Here is a 15,860-nt window from a genome sequence, read left to right as displayed (position 1 = left end):
GTTTAAGATTTTAAAGAAAAGAATGAATACTATAATCATCATATCTGTTTTACCTATAGCGCTCCTGTATTTAGGTTTATATAAAGCTCAAAAGGCGTTATTGCCTGTTTCCGTTATCGGTTTACTGGTAGCATTAGGTGCATCTGTATACCAATGGGACCAGCACGACGCTGCCCAGACCCAATACCACGGCATGTTGCTGTTCAACAACTTTTCTGTTGTATTTTCATCTGTTACCATCATATCAACTATATTGATCCTGTTGCTTTCAAAAGGTTATTTTGAAAAGATCAGCAGGCACATAGCCGAGTATTATGCAATTTTCCTGTTTTCGTTAGCAGGTATCATTGTTATGGTATCGTTTAACAACCTGGTGATGATGTTTATCGGTATCGAGATCATGTCGGTTAGTTTATATATCCTTGCCGGGATAAAGAAAAGTGATTTCGCTTCTAACGAGGCTGCCCTGAAGTACTTTTTAATGGGAGCTTTCTCAACAGGTTTCCTGTTATTTGGTATGGCGCTGCTTTACGGTTCGGCCGGTTCATTCAATATGGATGCTATCCGCGATTATGTAGCTAACCATCCGCATATCGATCCTATGTTTTACACAGGTATCGCTTTAATTATTGTAGGCCTTTGCTTCAAGGTTGGTGCAGCACCGTTTCACTTCTGGACACCAGATGTGTATGAAGGTTCGCCAACCCTGGTCACAGCATTCATGTCTACAGTAGTAAAGACAGCCGGTTTTGCCGCTTTCCTTCGCTTGTTTTCGGCCTGCTTCCAGCCGCTATCTGATTTCTGGACTCCAATCCTGATCGTTATTACCATCATTACCCTATTTATTGGTAATATCACAGCGTTGTACCAGCAAAGCTTTAAGCGTATGCTGGCGTTCTCAAGTATCTCGCATGCAGGATACCTGTTGTTTGCAATCGTATCCCTTGGCTCGGCTTCGGCTAACTCTGTATTGGTATATGCCACCGCTTATTCCATTGCTTCGATAATAGCATTTGGCGCGTTGATCCTGGTACAACAGCAAAATGGCAGCGACAATTTTGAAAGCTTTAATGGTTTGGGTAAACGCAACCCTTTCCTGGCTTTTGTGTTAACTGTAGCAATGCTCTCGTTAGCCGGTATCCCGCTTACGGCCGGTTTTATTGGTAAATTTTTCATGTTCACCGGTGCCGTATCTCGTTTCCACATCGGTCTGGTTATTGTTGCCGTAATTAACGCTATCATCAGTATTTTCTACTATTTCAGGGTTATTATCGCCATGTACTTCCGTAGTGCCGAACGCAATGAAGTTGCTGTTCCGGTTTACTATAAAGTTGTATTTGCAGTATCTGCAATAGTTACTATCTTAATAGGTGTTTACCCAGATTTAATTGCCCGCTTCATTTAATCAGTATTGATAACTGCAAATTGATATAATATTTGTAGTTTTACAGATATAGTGAATGGAAAGTTTTTGGGAGTACCTTCAAAATTTAACTGACGCTCAATCCATAATAAGCAGGGGTGGTTTTTATCTCTTGCTTATTGTTGTTTTTGCCGAAACCGGTTTGTTTTTCGGATTTTTCCTGCCGGGCGATTACCTGTTATTTATGGCGGGCCTTTTGTGTGCTGCGGGTAAGATTGACGTATCCATTTCAACATTGGTGCTGTCATTGATAGGTGCGGGTATATTAGGAAACTTTACCGGCTATTGGTTCGGCTTCCGGACGGGCCCTGTTCTTTTTAATAAGAACGATTCGCTGTTTTTTAAAAAACGCTATGTAACCATGGCCAGCGAGTTTTACAATAAATACGGTGGCATGGCACTTATTTTAGGCAGATTTTTCCCGATTGTTAGAACATTTGCCCCTATATTTGCAGGAGTTGTTAAGGTTGATATCAAAAAATTCAGCCTCTATAACCTTATCGGTAGTATAACCTGGGTAAGCGTGTTCACTTTAAGCGGGTTCTTTTTAGGACGGAGGTTCCCTCAATTAAAAGATTACCTGCAATACATTATACTCGGGTTAATATTAATTACAACTATCCCTTTGGTTATAGCTTTCGTAAAAAAGAAAGTTCTTGATAAAAACAACAAAACAGATTAATAAACTTTATATCTATAAAATACATGAGTACTCTACATCCATGGCACCAGGTTTCGCCAGGTGAAAACGTTCCTGAGGTGGTTAATGCCATCATCGAAATCCCTAAAGGCTCGAAAGCTAAATATGAAATTGATAAGGAATCAGGCCTGTTAAAGTTAGATCGCGTATTGTTTTCATCAGTGATGTACCCTGCCAACTATGGTTTTATACCACAAACCTATTGCGACGATAAAGATCCTTTGGATATCCTTGTGCTTTGCTCGATAGACGTATTCCCGATGTCGATCATCGAGGCTAAGGTTGTTGGTGTAATGCACATGGTTGACAACGGTGAGCAGGATGACAAGATCATCGCGGTAGCAAAAAACGACATGTCGGTAAATTACATTAACGATTTGAACGAACTGCCTCCGCACGCCATGACCGAGATTGTACGTTTCTTTAAGGATTACAAAAAGCTGGAAGGTAAAAACGTAACCATCGAACATTTGCTTGGCGTACGTTACGCGCACAAAGTAATAGCCGAAAGTTTGGAATTGTATAAAAGTACATTCCCTGTTTATCAATCATAATTTAAATGGACCCCGCACATTACGAGATCAGTTTATTCTACATTTTCGCTACCATATTCCTGGTATTACTAAACGGTTTTTTTGTAGCCGCCGAGTTTGCCATGGTAAGGGTTCGGGGTTCGCAAATTGAAATAAAAGCCAAGGGCGGCAGCGGCGTAGCCAAAGTAGCCCGGGGCATATTGCATAATTTGGATGGTTACCTGGCTGCCACGCAGCTAGGTATTACCATAGCCTCGCTGGCTTTAGGTGTAGTGGGCGAAGAGGTAGCCACCAACCTCGTGATCCGCGCGTTTCTGGCAGTGGGCATCACACTTTCGCAGGGATATATTACCGCGAGCCATATACTTGCTTTCAGTGTCATTACCATTATGCACATCGTTTTTGGCGAACTTGCGCCTAAATCGCTCGCTATCCAGAAATCTGTACGCACAGTAATGGCTGTGTCTTTACCTCTAAGGTTTTTCTTTGTTGTTTTCAGGCCGTTTATTTGGGTGCTGAACAATTTCGCCAATTTTATTTTAAAGCTGTTGGGCTTTAGCGCTGTTGAAGGCGGTGAAACGCACCATAGTTCTGAAGAACTGCAGTACCTGCTGGAGCAGGGCAAGGAAACCGGCGCCATCGACTCAAATGAACATGAACTGATCCAGAACGTGTTTGATTTTAATGAGCGCGTGGTGAAAAATATCATGGTGCCGCGTACCAAAATTTCGGGCATCGATCTGGCGGCAACCAAAGAAGAGTTGCTGGATATGATCATTAACGAAGGTTATTCGCGTATGCCTGTTTATGATGATGTGATTGACAAGATTGTAGGCATTGTGCACGCTAAAGACATTTTGCCTTTGCTGGCGCGTAATGACGAAATTGTGTTGAAGGATATCATCCGTAAACCATATTTTATCCCCGAAACCAAGAAAATCAATGATCTGATGGCAGAGATGAAGCAGAAACGCATCCAGATAGCGATTGTGCTTGATGAGTTTGGCGGTACTGCGGGCATGGTGACCCTTGAGGACATTGTTGAAGAGCTGGTAGGCGATATACAGGACGAGTACGATGAGGAAAAGCCTATTGTTGATAAAGTGAATGAACGCGAGTTTATTGTGAATGCCCTTGCGCCTATTTACGATGTAAATGAACATTTACCGCATGATTTGCCCGAAGATGGCGACTTTGATACGGTATCAGGCTGGATTGGCGATATTTTCGGAAAAATCCCTGATGTGGGTGAACAACGCGAATCTAACGGCTACAACATTACTGTATTGAAAAAATCCGATCAGAATATCGAGTCGGTTAAACTTGAATTGCTGATCAATGAAGAAGATGCGATAGATTTACATTAATCTGCTATTTACCATGCATCTTTTTTACACCCCCGATATCGATCCCTCATACAAACAGTATATTCTAAGTGAAGAAGAAAGCAAGCATGCCATACGTGTTTTGCGGCTCGAAACTGACAGTAAGGTACAATTGATTGACGGCCGGGGCGGACTGTATGAAGCTTTAATTGCCGATGCGCACCCCAAGCGTACGATCCTTAACATCACCTCGGTAGTCACCGGGTTTGATAAACGCAATCATTATTTGCACATCGCGGTAGCGCCAACCAAAAATATTGAGCGTTTGGAGTGGTTTTTAGAAAAGGCTACCGAAATTGGTATCGATGAAATCTCGCTGTTGATTACCCAGCGTTCCGAGCGAAAGGAGGCCCGGGTTGACAGGTTAAACAAAATCATTACTGCTGCCATCAAGCAATCGCTTAAAGCCTATCATCCTGTGCTTAACGAGCCATTAACGTTAAACCAGTTACTTGATAAACCCTTTGACGGGCAAAAGTTTATTGCCCATTGCGAGCCGGGAGAAAAGCACGAATTGAAAGATGTGTTGCATTTGCAAAACCGCAGCTTAATTTTAATAGGCCCGGAGGGTGATTTTAGTCCCGCCGAGATTGATAGGGCTTTGCAGAACGGATTTAAAGCGATAACTTTAGGTACAAGTCGCCTGCGTACGGAAACCGCCGCGCTGGAAGCTTGTTTTGAGGTTAACTTTTTAAACCGTGTATGATAAAAGCGAAATTGATATTGGTAGCCTGCGTGGCTCTTGTAATGACGATGAGCAGCTTTTATGCGCCCACCTACAAAATAGCCCGGCTTAAGTACAATGGGGGAGGAGACTGGTACGGCGACCGTACGGCTTTGCCTAACCTGATTAAGTTTTGTAACGAAAACCTCAAAACCAATTTTGATGATGATGACGAAGTGGTTGAGGTTGGCAGCGCCTCACTTTTCAATTATCCGTTCGCTTTTATGACAGGGCACGGTAACGTTATTTTTTCCGACCAGGAAGCGCGTAACCTGCGCAAATACCTTACCGGCGGCGGGTTTTTGCATATCGACGATAATTACGGGCTCGACCAATTTATCCGTCCGCAAATGAAGAAAGTGTTCCCAGAACTTGATTTTGTTGAGTTGCCTTTAAATCATCCCATCTATCACCAAAAATATGATTTCCCCAATGGTCTGCCCAAAATTCATGAGCATGATGGCAAACGCGCGCAGGGTTTTGGTTTGATTTACCAGGGGCGGTTAGTTTGTTTTTACACCTATGAGTGCGATTTGGGCAACGGTTGGGAAGATTTCGGCACCTACGCGGGCGATACCCAGGAAGCGCGGCTAAAGGCGCTTAAAATGGGCGCTAACCTGGTTCAATATACATTTACACGTTAGCATTTACAGCACAGTACAGGCTGATTGCGCTCAAGGCATGCAATGTTGGCTAATGTTTGTTTTTGCGGTTATCTGTGAGTATATTGAACGTTTAATACCGGTGCGTTTAATATACTCACATAATCACCTGCCGATGCATCAGCAAAAGATAAACAACAGATACGACATTAAAACCGAAAATACAGTAGGAGCATTGCATATAAACGGTATTAAATGTGAAGCAGATATTAAAGCCCTTTCGGCAGGAGTTTATCATATTATTTACAACAACCGCTCATATAATGTAGAGGTAGTAAGTTTTAACGCCGGGGAGAAGACGGCTGAAATAATAGTGAACAATAACACCTACCACATAACCGCTAAAGATCAGTTTGATTTATTGCTTGATCAACTTGGCCTCGGCGCGTTGAACCATGTAAAATTGAGTGAAATTAAAGCTCCTATGCCTGGTTTGGTACTAAAATCTTTTGTTACCCCCGGATGTGAGGTGAAAAAAGGCGATAACCTTTTGGTACTGGAAGCGATGAAAATGGAAAATATCATCAAAGCCCCGGCAGATATGGGGCTACCCCGGCAGATATTTATAAAACCTGGAGATAAAGTGGAAAAAGGTCAGATATTGATGCTTTTTTAACTAAACCCAAATTACGCAATAGACACTAATTTCCAACCTCCAACCACTCTACTCCGCTTTCAAACTCTTTACCGGGTTAGCCAACGCAGCTTTGATAGCATGATAGCTAACCGTCAACAACGTGATCACTATCGCCCCTATGCCCGATGCGGCGAAAATCCACCAGGTTATGGTTGATCGGTATTCGTACCTTAGCAGCCAGCTGTTCATATAATAATAGGCCATGGGTATAGCTATCAGCAGCGATATGATAACCAGTACCACAAACTCCGTTGAAAGCAGGCGCCATAGGTTGGCCACAGAAGCTCCCAGCACCTTGCGCACTCCAATTTCTTTTACCCGCTGTTCGGCTATAAACGAGGCCAGGCCAAATAAACCAAGGCATGAGATGAAGATGGCCAGAACCGCGAAGATGGTAGCCAGGTTGCCGATACGTTGCTCGTCCGAAAACTTGTGCGCGTATTCGTCATCGTTAAACTTAAAATCGAAAGGGCTACCGGGGTTGTACTTTTTAAATACGGGTTCTATCTTTTTCAATGCCTCCTGCATGGCCATAGTTGGTTTAACCCTTATGGTAATGAAATTAACCCAGCCCGGTAACATCATAAACATCGAAGCTACCGGCCTTTCATAAGGCGATTCCATAATCATATCTTTCACCACACCAACAACTTTGTGCGGCACTCCTCCCCATTTCACTATTTTACCTACCGGATTTTTAAGCCCGGTTAGTTTCACTGCCGATTCGTTCATGATAAACGCGCCGGTATCAGTGGGGAAACTTCTCGAAAAATCGCGGCCCCTGGTTATTTTCCAGCCTACGGTGTGGCCAAAATCATAGGTTACGGCAATGGATGCAAATGTAGGCTCGAAGGTTGGTGATTTACCTTCCCAGTCGAACCCGCCGTTACGGGCCCAGATGGCATTGGTTGTACTGTTGGATTCGGCCATGTCTTCAATAGCCCCGGTCTGGATCAGATCGTTGCGCATGGCTTCGTAGTGTCCGTAAATTTCGGGGGTATTCATTTCCACGGTGAGCAAACCCGCGCGCGAATATCCAACCGGGCGGTTTTTGGCATACTGAATCTGCCTGAAAACAATGATGGTACCGATAATCAGCACAATCGAAACTGTAAACTGCACCACCACCAACACCTTACGCGGCACCGAAGCCAAACGACCAACTTTAAAAGTACCTTTCAGCACTTTTACCGGTTGGAAAGATGATAGATAGAAAGCCGGGTAACTACCCGCAATGATTCCGGTGAATAAGGTGAAGCCTAAGGCCATAGCCCAAAACCAGGTATTGGTAAAAGGCATAGCTATCTGCTTATCAGCAATTTGATTAAACCCAGGCAGTGCTATTGAAACTATCCCGAAGGTAACCACCAAAGCCAGGCAGGCAAACAATACCGATTCGCTTAAAAACTGTTTAATCAACTGCGACCGTAACGAACCGATAGATTTGCGGATACCTACTTCTTTAGCACGTTTCTCACTGCGGGCAGTGCTCAGGTTCATGAAGTTGATGCAGGCCAACAGCAGTACGAATACGCCGATGATACCAAACAACCACACCATTTCAATACGGCCGCCTACAGGTTTCCGGTTTTTAAAATCGCTGTAAAGGTGCCATTTGCTCATGGGGTGCACCTGGATAGTTTCGTCGTAAAACTTGAAGTGCGCCGCGGTAACCCGTGCTATTTTTGCCGAGACTTTATCAAAATCGGCGTTATCGGCCAGTTGAACATACATCTGGCAGCCGTGGTTATCCCATTTATCGGTTTGTGTGCTCCACCAATTGTCTTTATTAAAAAACGGCATAAAAAACTTCGTTTCGTAAAACGTAGTATTTCGTGGCAAATCTTCATAAACTCCAATCACCTTCAGATTGGTTTTATTATCAGCCTTAATAGTTTTATTTATCGGATCGGCATCACCAAACAATGATCTGGCTACCGATTGCGATATGATCATCGACGACGGATCTTTAAAATCGGTATAACTGCCTTTTACCATTTTAAGCGCCAGCATGGCCGGCATATCCGCCTCGGCCCAACTGCCGGTTTGCGAGATCTTTTTATCGCTCACGGCCAGGATATGCGTGCTACGCCAGATCAGCGAAATACGTTTAAAATCATCAGCAAAACGGGTGCGTAAATCGGCACTAAGCGGAACAACCGTTGATGGAAAAGTAACCACATCTTCCGTACCCTTCTGGCTCACCATAATTTGCCCCACACGATTATAATTGCTGTGGTATTTATCAAACGATAATTCATCCCACACCCATAACCCGATAAGCATAGCTACCGCCATCCCTACCGATAAACCCGCAATGTTAATAAATGCATGCACCTTATTTTTAACCATATTGCGGAACGCGATTTTAATGTAATTCTTTATCATGATTGTTTCATTAAGTAATTTGTCAGAATCAGAATTTTAAGATTTTCAGAATTACTCGCTGCTGTTGCCTTTTTATTCTGCCAATTTTCAAATTCTGTAAATTCTGATTAAGATATTATTCTGCCTTAAGGCTTTTCACCGGGTTCGCCCGGGCTGCTTTAACAGCCTGGCTGCTTACTGTTACCAAGGCAATTATCATAGCGAGCGTACCGGCCAGCGCAAACATCCACCAGCTTATAGATATCCGGTATTCAAAGGCCTGCAGCCATTTGCTCATGCCCCACCATGCGATGGGCGTAGCTATTACCAGGGCTATCAAAACAAGCTTTACAAAATCTTTCGATAATAGCTGCACTATCCCGGTTACACTCGCTCCAAGCACTTTGCGTACCCCAATCTCTTTACTCCGTTGTTCGGCGCTGAATGCGGCCAAACCAAACAAGCCCAGGCACGATATCACTATCGCCATCAGCGTAAAGGCATTGATAATCTGCGACAGGGTAACCTCGGTTTCGTACTGTTTTTGTACCTCGGTATCTAAAAACGAGTATTCAAATGGCGTGTCGGCTATATCTTTTTGCCACAGGGTTTCTATTTTGCCGAGCAGCGATTTATAGTTTTTACTATCTGCAGATACCACCATCACATTAAAGTACTGAGGATTTTTTTGGTAAACCAGCATAAAGGGTCTTACCTGCATGTGCAGCGAGTTGTAATTAAAATCCCGCATTACGCCGGCCACTTCAACAAAGGATACCGGGTCGGGAGCGTATTGGGTGTACAGCCTTGTTCCCGGCGCAGTTTGCGGGTTCAGGCCCAAACGTTTGCATAATGTTTCGTTGATGAGCACGCGGCTGCTATCGCCTATCCTGAAATCGCGGCCGGCAATAATCTTAATTCCGTTGGCTTTGGCAAAAAACTCATCAGTATTGATATTTTGCGCGTCGGTAGCAGTAGTCATATTGCCCCCGGCTGTGTAAACGCCATGATCGTGCGGTACAAACTGGCTGAGGTAGTTATCGGCATTGCTTACGGTTTTCACTTCGGCCAATGCTCTCAGATCATTGGCAAAATCTTTCATTTTAGCCTGTGTGGTGGCCGTATGAAAATTAAAGATCAGTTTTTGATTCTGATCAAAACCCAGGTCCTTATTTTTTACAAAGTTGAGCTGGCTGTATATAATAATAACGCCGGATATCAATATAATGGATAGCCAGAACTGGAATACCACTAATGATTTACGGATCCCGCCTGCCGAAATATGATTGGTAAAATTGCCTTTAATCACTTTAATAGCTTTAAATGCCGAAAGATAAAAGGCCGGGTAACTACCTGCAATTAAGCCGGTAACCAGCACCATGCCTGCCAGCATTATCCAAAGCTTATAATTGCTGAAAAATGTTAAGCTGATGTCGGCATGAGTTACCCGGTTTAAATAAGGCATCAGCAATACCAACAGCGGCAGCGCAATAGCTACGCCCATCAGCGTAAGCATGAACGATTCGCCCAGGAACTGCTTCATCAAATCACCCTGACCGGCGCCAATCACTTTACGCACGCCTACTTCCTTAGCGCGTTTTGAAGCGCGCGCGGTTGAGAGGTTCATGAAATTAATACAGGCAACCACCTGGATCAACACAGCAACCAGTATCATGATATATAAAAATGATGGATCGAGCGTTTTGGTAAGCTCATGCTCATGGCCGGGCGTAGTATGTACACTGGTTACAGATTGCAGGTGCAGGGCCTTTTTCATGCCGATGGCCTTTAATTGATCGGCACCGTATTTATTCAAAAAATCAGGCAGCTTTTTTTCCAGCGCAGCGGCACTGGCACCCGGACGGAGTTTTACATAAGCGTATAAAAAGTTGTTGCCTGCCCAGGCAGTGTTTTTCCGCACATACTCGCCAAGGCCACCGCTGTTCATCGCCATAAACAGGCTGGCCTTTATATGCGACTGACCGGCACTTTCGTTAATAACCCCGGTTACCTTGAAATTATGCTTCCCGAATGAATTATCTATCGAGATCATTTTACCAACAGGGTCTTCGGCGCCAAAAAGTTTATCAGCAACCGGCTTTAACAGTACAATGGTATAAGGATCAGACAAAACTTTGTTAGGCGTTCCGTTAACAAAATGAAAGTTAAACATGTCGAAAAATGTCGAATCCACATAAACCGCGTTTTGCTGGTAAAACGACTTTTCCTTATAACGCAATAAATGCTGTTTAGCCCCAAACCCATCTGTATTTACAAGCCGCGCGTACTGTAGCACTTCGCCAAAATCATTTTTCATAGCCGGAGCAATGGGTGGCGAACTTGCCGCGCCGTCGTGTTTATCGCCGGTTAACTCAAGCGTGGTTGTAATGCGGTACAGGTCTTTAACATCCTTATGCTGTTTATCATAACTATACTGATCCTGCACGTAAAGCAAAATATACAGGCAGCACAATGTACCGGTAGCCAATCCTACGATATTAATAAGGCTGAATGTTTTATTTTTCAGCAGAAACCGCCATGCTGTTTTTATATAACTTTTAAGCATTAAAAATTTGATTTATATGATTTTTAATTGTCTGAATCAGAATTTACAGAATTTGAGGATTTTCAGAATTAGTCGCTATCGTTGTTTTTCCATTCTGTGAATTCTTAAATTCTGTAAATTCTGATTCAGAACTATTCCGCTTTCAAACTCTTTACCGGGTTCATCAACGCGGCTTTTATGCTTTGATAGCTTACCGTTACCAGCGCAATCACAATAGCGGCAGCTCCGGCCAGTGCAAACATCCACCAGCTTAATGTTACCCGGTAGGTAAAGTCCTGCAGCCACCTGGTCATGGCGTAGTATGCTATGGGCGTGGCTATTACAATGGCAACGAATACCAGTTTTACAAAATTCATGGAGAGCATGGCGGTGATGTTGCCGATAGTTGCGCCAAGTACTTTGCGGATGCCTATTTCCTTGCTGCGCTGTTCGGCCATAAAGGCGGCCAAGGCAAACAAACCAAGGCAGGCGATAATGATAGCCAGCACCGCAAAACTTGTAAAAATCCGGCCCATGCGTTGTACATCGGCATACATGCTGGCAAAGCGTTCGTCCATAAAGGTGTAACGGATGGGTTGGTTCGGCGCGAATTGTTTCCAGGTGGCAGTGATTTGATCCAACGCGGCTTTTACATCGCCGGCTTTTATTTTTACTGATACTATCGACTCGCTTGGGCTAAGGTGCATCACCAACGGCTCAATCCCGTCGCGCATCGAGTTATAGTTAAAATCCTGTACTACGCCAATGATTGTTTTAGCCGGTCCATAGTTAACTATCTTCTTCCCTATCGGGTTTTTAAGCCCGAGTTTGTTGGCCATCATCTGGTTAATGATCACTGCCTGCGAATCGGTTTTCATATCGGGCATAAAATTGCGGCCCGCTACCAGTTTAATGCCCAGCGTTTTAATATAATCATGATCCACATCCCAAAACTGGCCGCCAACAGTTGGGTCGATTTTTTCCCTTCCCTCAATATAAAATTGGTTGCCATTACGCTTGGTGCCTGATACGGGGAGAAAATCGCTGATGGACGCGCTTTGAACGGTGGATAGTTTGAGTAATTCGTTTTTAAAGGGCTTCACCTGGTTATCGAGCGTGTTGGTACCCTGGATCATCACTACCTGGTCTTTTTCAAAACCAACCTTTCTGTTAAGCAGGTATTGCATCTGGTTGTAAATTACCACCGTGCTGATGATCAGTATAATAGATGTAGCGAACTGAAAAACAACCAGCACGTTCCGCAAGCCTGAACTTTTGCTTCCGGTACTCAAATTACCTTTAAGCACCTCGGCAGGTTTAAAGCCCGAGAGATAAAATGCAGGATAGATACCCGCCACAATACCAATTAAAAACGCGGATACCAGCACTACCGGCACTAACCACCAGGCGGCCCAGGGCATAATAAGCGATTTGGATGCCAGCGTATTGAAATATGGTAACAGCGCCCATGCCAGGATCAGGCCTAATACGAAAGAGAAAAAGCTGTATAATAATGATTCAGCGAGAAACTGTTGAATCAAACCACTGCGCTGCGAGCCGACCACTTTGCGCAAACCTACTTCTTTAGCCCTGTTGGCCGATTTGGCTGTAGAAAGATTAACAAAATTAATGCAGGCAATCACCAGAATAAAACCTGCCACCGCGCCAAACAACCATACAAAACGGATATCCCCGTGCGACATGCCATCATGCACATCATACGAGCGCAGATTAATATCCTGTACATTCTGAACCACTAAATTAAACATACTCATCACGCTGCCCGCCCGCTTATCGCCGTTACGTATCATGTTGGGGATAAAGTAATTTTTCAGGATGCCTTCGTTAACCTTTTTGTTAAACTGCGCTATGTTGGTGCCGGGCTTAAGCGCCATGTAGATGTGGTAATTATTGGCGTCCCAGGTGGCCTGCTCACCATTCCAAAACTCGACCCCTGCAAGGGTGATGAAAAACTTAAAATCGTGCAGGTGCGAATTTGCAGGGAGATCCTGCATCACCGCGGCTATTTTAAAAGGTCTGGTTTTATTATTATTAAGGTACATCACCTTGCCTACCGGGTTTTGGCCTGGAAAATACTTTTCAGCCTTACTTTTTGAAATTACCATGGTTAATGGTTCGGTAAGCGCGTGTTTGGCGTCGCCGTAAACCATGGGAAGGTTTAAAATATCAATCAGGCCCTGGTCGGCATAGGCAAAACCTTCTTCGTGGGTATTATCGGGCTGGTCGGCGCGTTTTAACTCATTGGCGCCAGCTCCCCAAAAAAGCGAGTTAGGCATTAAACGGCCTGATCTCTCCACCTCCGGATAATCCTGTTTAATTACCTTAGCCATTACAGATGGCCAGTCTACACCTTTTTCATCTATCGTGCCATCATGGTAATGCCCAAGCAAACGGTAAACATTGGCGGCATTGGGGTAACTTTTGTCAAAACTCAACTCATCGCGTATATAAAGGGCAATCAACAAACAGGCCGCGATACTAAACGCAAAACCACCTATTTTGATAGCGGTATACATTTTTTGCTTTTTCAGTTGCCTGAAGGCTATTTTGAGGTAGTTTTTGAGCATGGCTATATGGTTTGAAAACGATTTGGTTTGCTTTAATTTACTATTGTTGTTATGACTGCCGCGCATGCTTAAAGGTTGCAGTGCTGCAGCTTCTTCTTTCTGTTTTATTTTATCCTGTATCCTGCCAAAGAGCGCGGAACTGTTTGTTTCCGGGTTTTCCTCTCCCTTATCCCACCATTTCGACATAAGCTTTAACTGACTATGCAGTTCGGGATTTCGGGCCAGCAAAACATCCAGTTCGCGCAGTTCGCTCTCCGAAGCTTCGCGGGCCAGCTTTTTCGAAACCAGGTTCCAAACATGCTCATCTAAGTCCATATTTCAAAGGTTTTCAGTTTATCAAGGCAGTACACTATTGTTTTGGTAATAAAAGCAATGCCACTTATATAATTAACTAACAATCAATAAATTAATATTTATTTTTAATTCATACTGTACGGAAGCGTACAGCGGGTGTTCGGTTTTAGGCGTAAGCTTAGCATACAGGTTACGAAGACGCGTTTTAATATGAGACCCTTAATTTTTAATATTTATTTTTATATAAAAAATATTCATATATTGCAATAATCAGAAGGTGTAGTATTTAATAACCAAGCGGTTACTTGTTTAACTACATACAACCATATCTTATCATGATGAAATTCAATTTCAAAAAAAGCATTTTAAAGATTCCTTTTTTTCTCATCCTCTTATTTTCAATAATTATTTACAGTTGCCGTAAAGGGAATAAAGAGCCCGCCCGGTTACCGGCACCGTTAAATGATGCAAAATCATGGTATGAAAGTGTTTACCCTGCCAATAGCGGGAATAGCTTGCAAAACCAGGCGGCGGGTAAAAGCCGCGACTTATCACAATGGATAAAACCAGATTGGCAGCACCCGGTTATGTATAACCGATATGGTCAAAGTGTAATTGAGATGCCCGTAGACCCGGAGGCCAAATTCGGTTCGTCATATCAACTTAATAAAAAGCGTTGTAACCCGGCCTATAGCAGGAGTTATTATTTATTAATGACCGATGGCAAAAAGCGTGAAGCCTACATACTAACTATAATTGCCGACTCGGCATATATTAACAATGATCTGAGCAAGTTGGATCATAATACCTACCGCAAGCATGACCCCGATTTTAGCGGCACTATACTTTATTTTACGCCACGCGGAAGTTATTTGGGAGGATACGGCTATCGGAACGGGCAACTTATGGCATCCGGCACGGAGGATACTGATACCAATAAAACACCACGTGTACAAAATGTGAATACCGGCAGGTTGATAGCAAATACCGTAAAACAGGTATGTACCGATTGGTATGTTGTTTACTATGTTGACGGGGTTTACCAATGCGATGAATATTTAACAACTACCTGTGTAAATGTTGATGATGGCAACCCATCCGGAAGCGGTGGCAATACCCCTCCGCCACCACCACCCTGCCCTCCGGGTATGCATGTTGGTCCGCCGGTTACCCCACCCTGCATCCCGCTGGCTGTTGAATCTGTTGAAGGCGGCAACCGGTTAAAAACCAACTATGTTCCGCCGCCGCCACCACCGGGCGACGGGGGTATGCCGCCGCCCACAGCACAGGTTTGCTCTGTAGATCCGCCAAGGCAGCCGTGCCCATCGGCGCCCGACCCTTGTGAACTGCTGAAAAAGGCCAAGCAAAAATTTGCGACCGCTTTCAATACCCAACGAAATGCCGACGTTTTAGCTAAACCGGGCACTAACGAGTATGGCTCAAATTTAAATTTAACAAGCCTTAGCGCTAATACGTATATGAATACCCCGATAACAACCAATGGTACCAACTCATGGATGCCTAATTTTACCTGGAATAGTACTAATGGCTTTAGTATTGGTTCGGTTCATCGTCATCAATCGGCAGGGCCATCGCCAAATGATGTTTTTTCATTGATAGATCATTTATCCAATCCAGACCTGGTTACTTCCGGCGCAAGTAGCATAAAATTTTACCGGGATAACGCGTACGCTACCATAGTTTCTAATACTACAACCTATACGGTTACCGTTAGCAACTGGGCTATTTTATCCCAAATGTTTTTGGATTATAATCAGGATAGAAATGGGTATGAAGAGGCATTTCAAAATAAGGCGACGGAATACAAGAATAAAATGAATTTAGACGAAGCCTCAGCAACCAACAAAGCACTAATGGAAATTTTTAGCGGCGCAATAAATTTATATAAGTCTCCTTCGAACTCAACAAATTACGTCATAACAGACATAGATAAAAATGGCAAATTAACAATAACAACCTGCCCTGATAAGTAAAATACATT

General features: G+C 43.7%; 11 protein-coding genes. 8 read left to right on the top strand and 3 right to left on the bottom strand.

The window, feature by feature from the left end; all coding sequences use genetic code 11:
• Positions 1-22 precede the first annotated feature (22 nt).
• The 7 genes from LX99_RS04210 to LX99_RS04180 all read left to right on the top strand — a co-directional run bounded on the left by LX99_RS04210 (position 23) and on the right by LX99_RS04180 (position 6,043).
• Positions 23-1,405 carry an NADH-quinone oxidoreductase subunit N gene (locus tag LX99_RS04210; RefSeq protein ID WP_109606658.1) on the top strand — a complete coding sequence of 461 codons (1,383 nt, stop codon included), beginning with the start codon at positions 23-25 and terminating at the stop codon, positions 1,403-1,405.
• A gap of 55 nt (positions 1,406-1,460) precedes the next feature.
• The gene (locus tag LX99_RS04205; protein ID WP_109606656.1) at positions 1,461-2,105 is read left to right on the top strand and encodes a DedA family protein; all 645 of its coding nucleotides are present in this window, start codon (positions 1,461-1,463) and stop codon (positions 2,103-2,105) included.
• 23 nt (positions 2,106-2,128) lie between these two features.
• Positions 2,129-2,677, top strand: coding sequence for an inorganic diphosphatase (locus LX99_RS04200; protein WP_022831572.1), 549 nt, complete (start codon positions 2,129-2,131; stop codon positions 2,675-2,677).
• 5 nt (positions 2,678-2,682) lie between these two features.
• A complete protein-coding gene (locus LX99_RS04195; RefSeq protein WP_109606654.1) occupies positions 2,683-4,023 on the top strand; it encodes a hemolysin family protein in 1,341 nt (446 codons plus the stop codon).
• 13 nt (positions 4,024-4,036) lie between these two features.
• Positions 4,037-4,747, top strand: coding sequence for a 16S rRNA (uracil(1498)-N(3))-methyltransferase (locus LX99_RS04190; protein WP_109606652.1), 711 nt, complete (start codon positions 4,037-4,039; stop codon positions 4,745-4,747).
• Entirely contained in the window at positions 4,744-5,409 is a 666-nt protein-coding gene (locus LX99_RS04185; RefSeq protein WP_109606650.1) for a DUF4159 domain-containing protein, read from the top strand. Before LX99_RS04190 ends, LX99_RS04185 begins: the two co-directional genes overlap by 4 nt.
• Before the next feature lie 133 nt (positions 5,410-5,542).
• A complete protein-coding gene (locus LX99_RS04180; protein WP_109606954.1) occupies positions 5,543-6,043 on the top strand; it encodes a biotin/lipoyl-containing protein in 501 nt (166 codons plus the stop codon).
• Between the two features lie 48 nt (positions 6,044-6,091).
• Here the strand turns inward: LX99_RS04180 and LX99_RS04175 are convergent, their stop codons facing one another.
• The 3 genes from LX99_RS04175 to LX99_RS04165 all read right to left on the bottom strand — a co-directional run bounded on the left by LX99_RS04175 (position 6,092) and on the right by LX99_RS04165 (position 13,879).
• Positions 6,092-8,452, bottom strand: a complete 2,361-nt coding sequence (locus tag LX99_RS04175) for an ABC transporter permease (protein WP_109606648.1) — start codon at positions 8,450-8,452, stop codon at positions 6,092-6,094.
• Positions 8,453-8,567: 115 nt separating this feature from the next.
• Positions 8,568-10,997 carry an ABC transporter permease gene (locus LX99_RS04170; protein WP_109606646.1) on the bottom strand — a complete coding sequence of 810 codons (2,430 nt, stop codon included), beginning with the start codon at positions 10,995-10,997 and terminating at the stop codon, positions 8,568-8,570.
• Between the two features lie 131 nt (positions 10,998-11,128).
• A complete protein-coding gene (locus tag LX99_RS04165) occupies positions 11,129-13,879 on the bottom strand; it encodes an ABC transporter permease (RefSeq protein ID WP_245927839.1) in 2,751 nt (916 codons plus the stop codon).
• 314 nt (positions 13,880-14,193) lie between these two features.
• Here LX99_RS04165 and LX99_RS04160 point away from each other — a divergent pair, with 314 nt between their 5' ends.
• On the top strand, positions 14,194-15,852 hold the full coding sequence (locus tag LX99_RS04160; RefSeq protein ID WP_146203058.1) for a hypothetical protein: 1,659 nt from the start codon (positions 14,194-14,196) through the stop codon (positions 15,850-15,852).
• Positions 15,853-15,860: the final 8 nt, after the last annotated feature.

It is taken from the genome of Mucilaginibacter oryzae (genome assembly GCF_003148845.1).
Lineage (GTDB): Bacteria > Bacteroidota > Bacteroidia > Sphingobacteriales > Sphingobacteriaceae > Mucilaginibacter > Mucilaginibacter oryzae.
This window is presented reverse-complemented; position numbering and strand designations above follow the sequence as displayed.

Bases quoted from the DNA above. Each gene is read 5' to 3' on its own strand.
- LX99_RS04210 (WP_109606658.1), top strand. From the start codon at position 23: ATGAATACTATAATCATCATATCTGTTTTACCTATAGCGCTCCTGTAT.
- LX99_RS04205 (WP_109606656.1), top strand. From the start codon at position 1,461: ATGGAAAGTTTTTGGGAGTACCTTCAAAATTTAACTGACGCTCAATCC.
- LX99_RS04200 (WP_022831572.1), top strand. From the start codon at position 2,129: ATGAGTACTCTACATCCATGGCACCAGGTTTCGCCAGGTGAAAACGTT.
- LX99_RS04195 (WP_109606654.1), top strand. From the start codon at position 2,683: ATGGACCCCGCACATTACGAGATCAGTTTATTCTACATTTTCGCTACC.
- LX99_RS04190 (WP_109606652.1), top strand. From the start codon at position 4,037: ATGCATCTTTTTTACACCCCCGATATCGATCCCTCATACAAACAGTAT.
- LX99_RS04185 (WP_109606650.1), top strand. From the start codon at position 4,744: ATGATAAAAGCGAAATTGATATTGGTAGCCTGCGTGGCTCTTGTAATG.
- LX99_RS04180 (WP_109606954.1), top strand. From the start codon at position 5,543: ATGCATCAGCAAAAGATAAACAACAGATACGACATTAAAACCGAAAAT.
- LX99_RS04175 (WP_109606648.1), bottom strand. From the start codon at position 8,452: ATGATAAAGAATTACATTAAAATCGCGTTCCGCAATATGGTTAAAAAT.
- LX99_RS04170 (WP_109606646.1), bottom strand. From the start codon at position 10,997: ATGCTTAAAAGTTATATAAAAACAGCATGGCGGTTTCTGCTGAAAAAT.
- LX99_RS04165 (WP_245927839.1), bottom strand. From the start codon at position 13,879: ATGGACTTAGATGAGCATGTTTGGAACCTGGTTTCGAAAAAGCTGGCC.
- LX99_RS04160 (WP_146203058.1), top strand. From the start codon at position 14,194: ATGATGAAATTCAATTTCAAAAAAAGCATTTTAAAGATTCCTTTTTTT.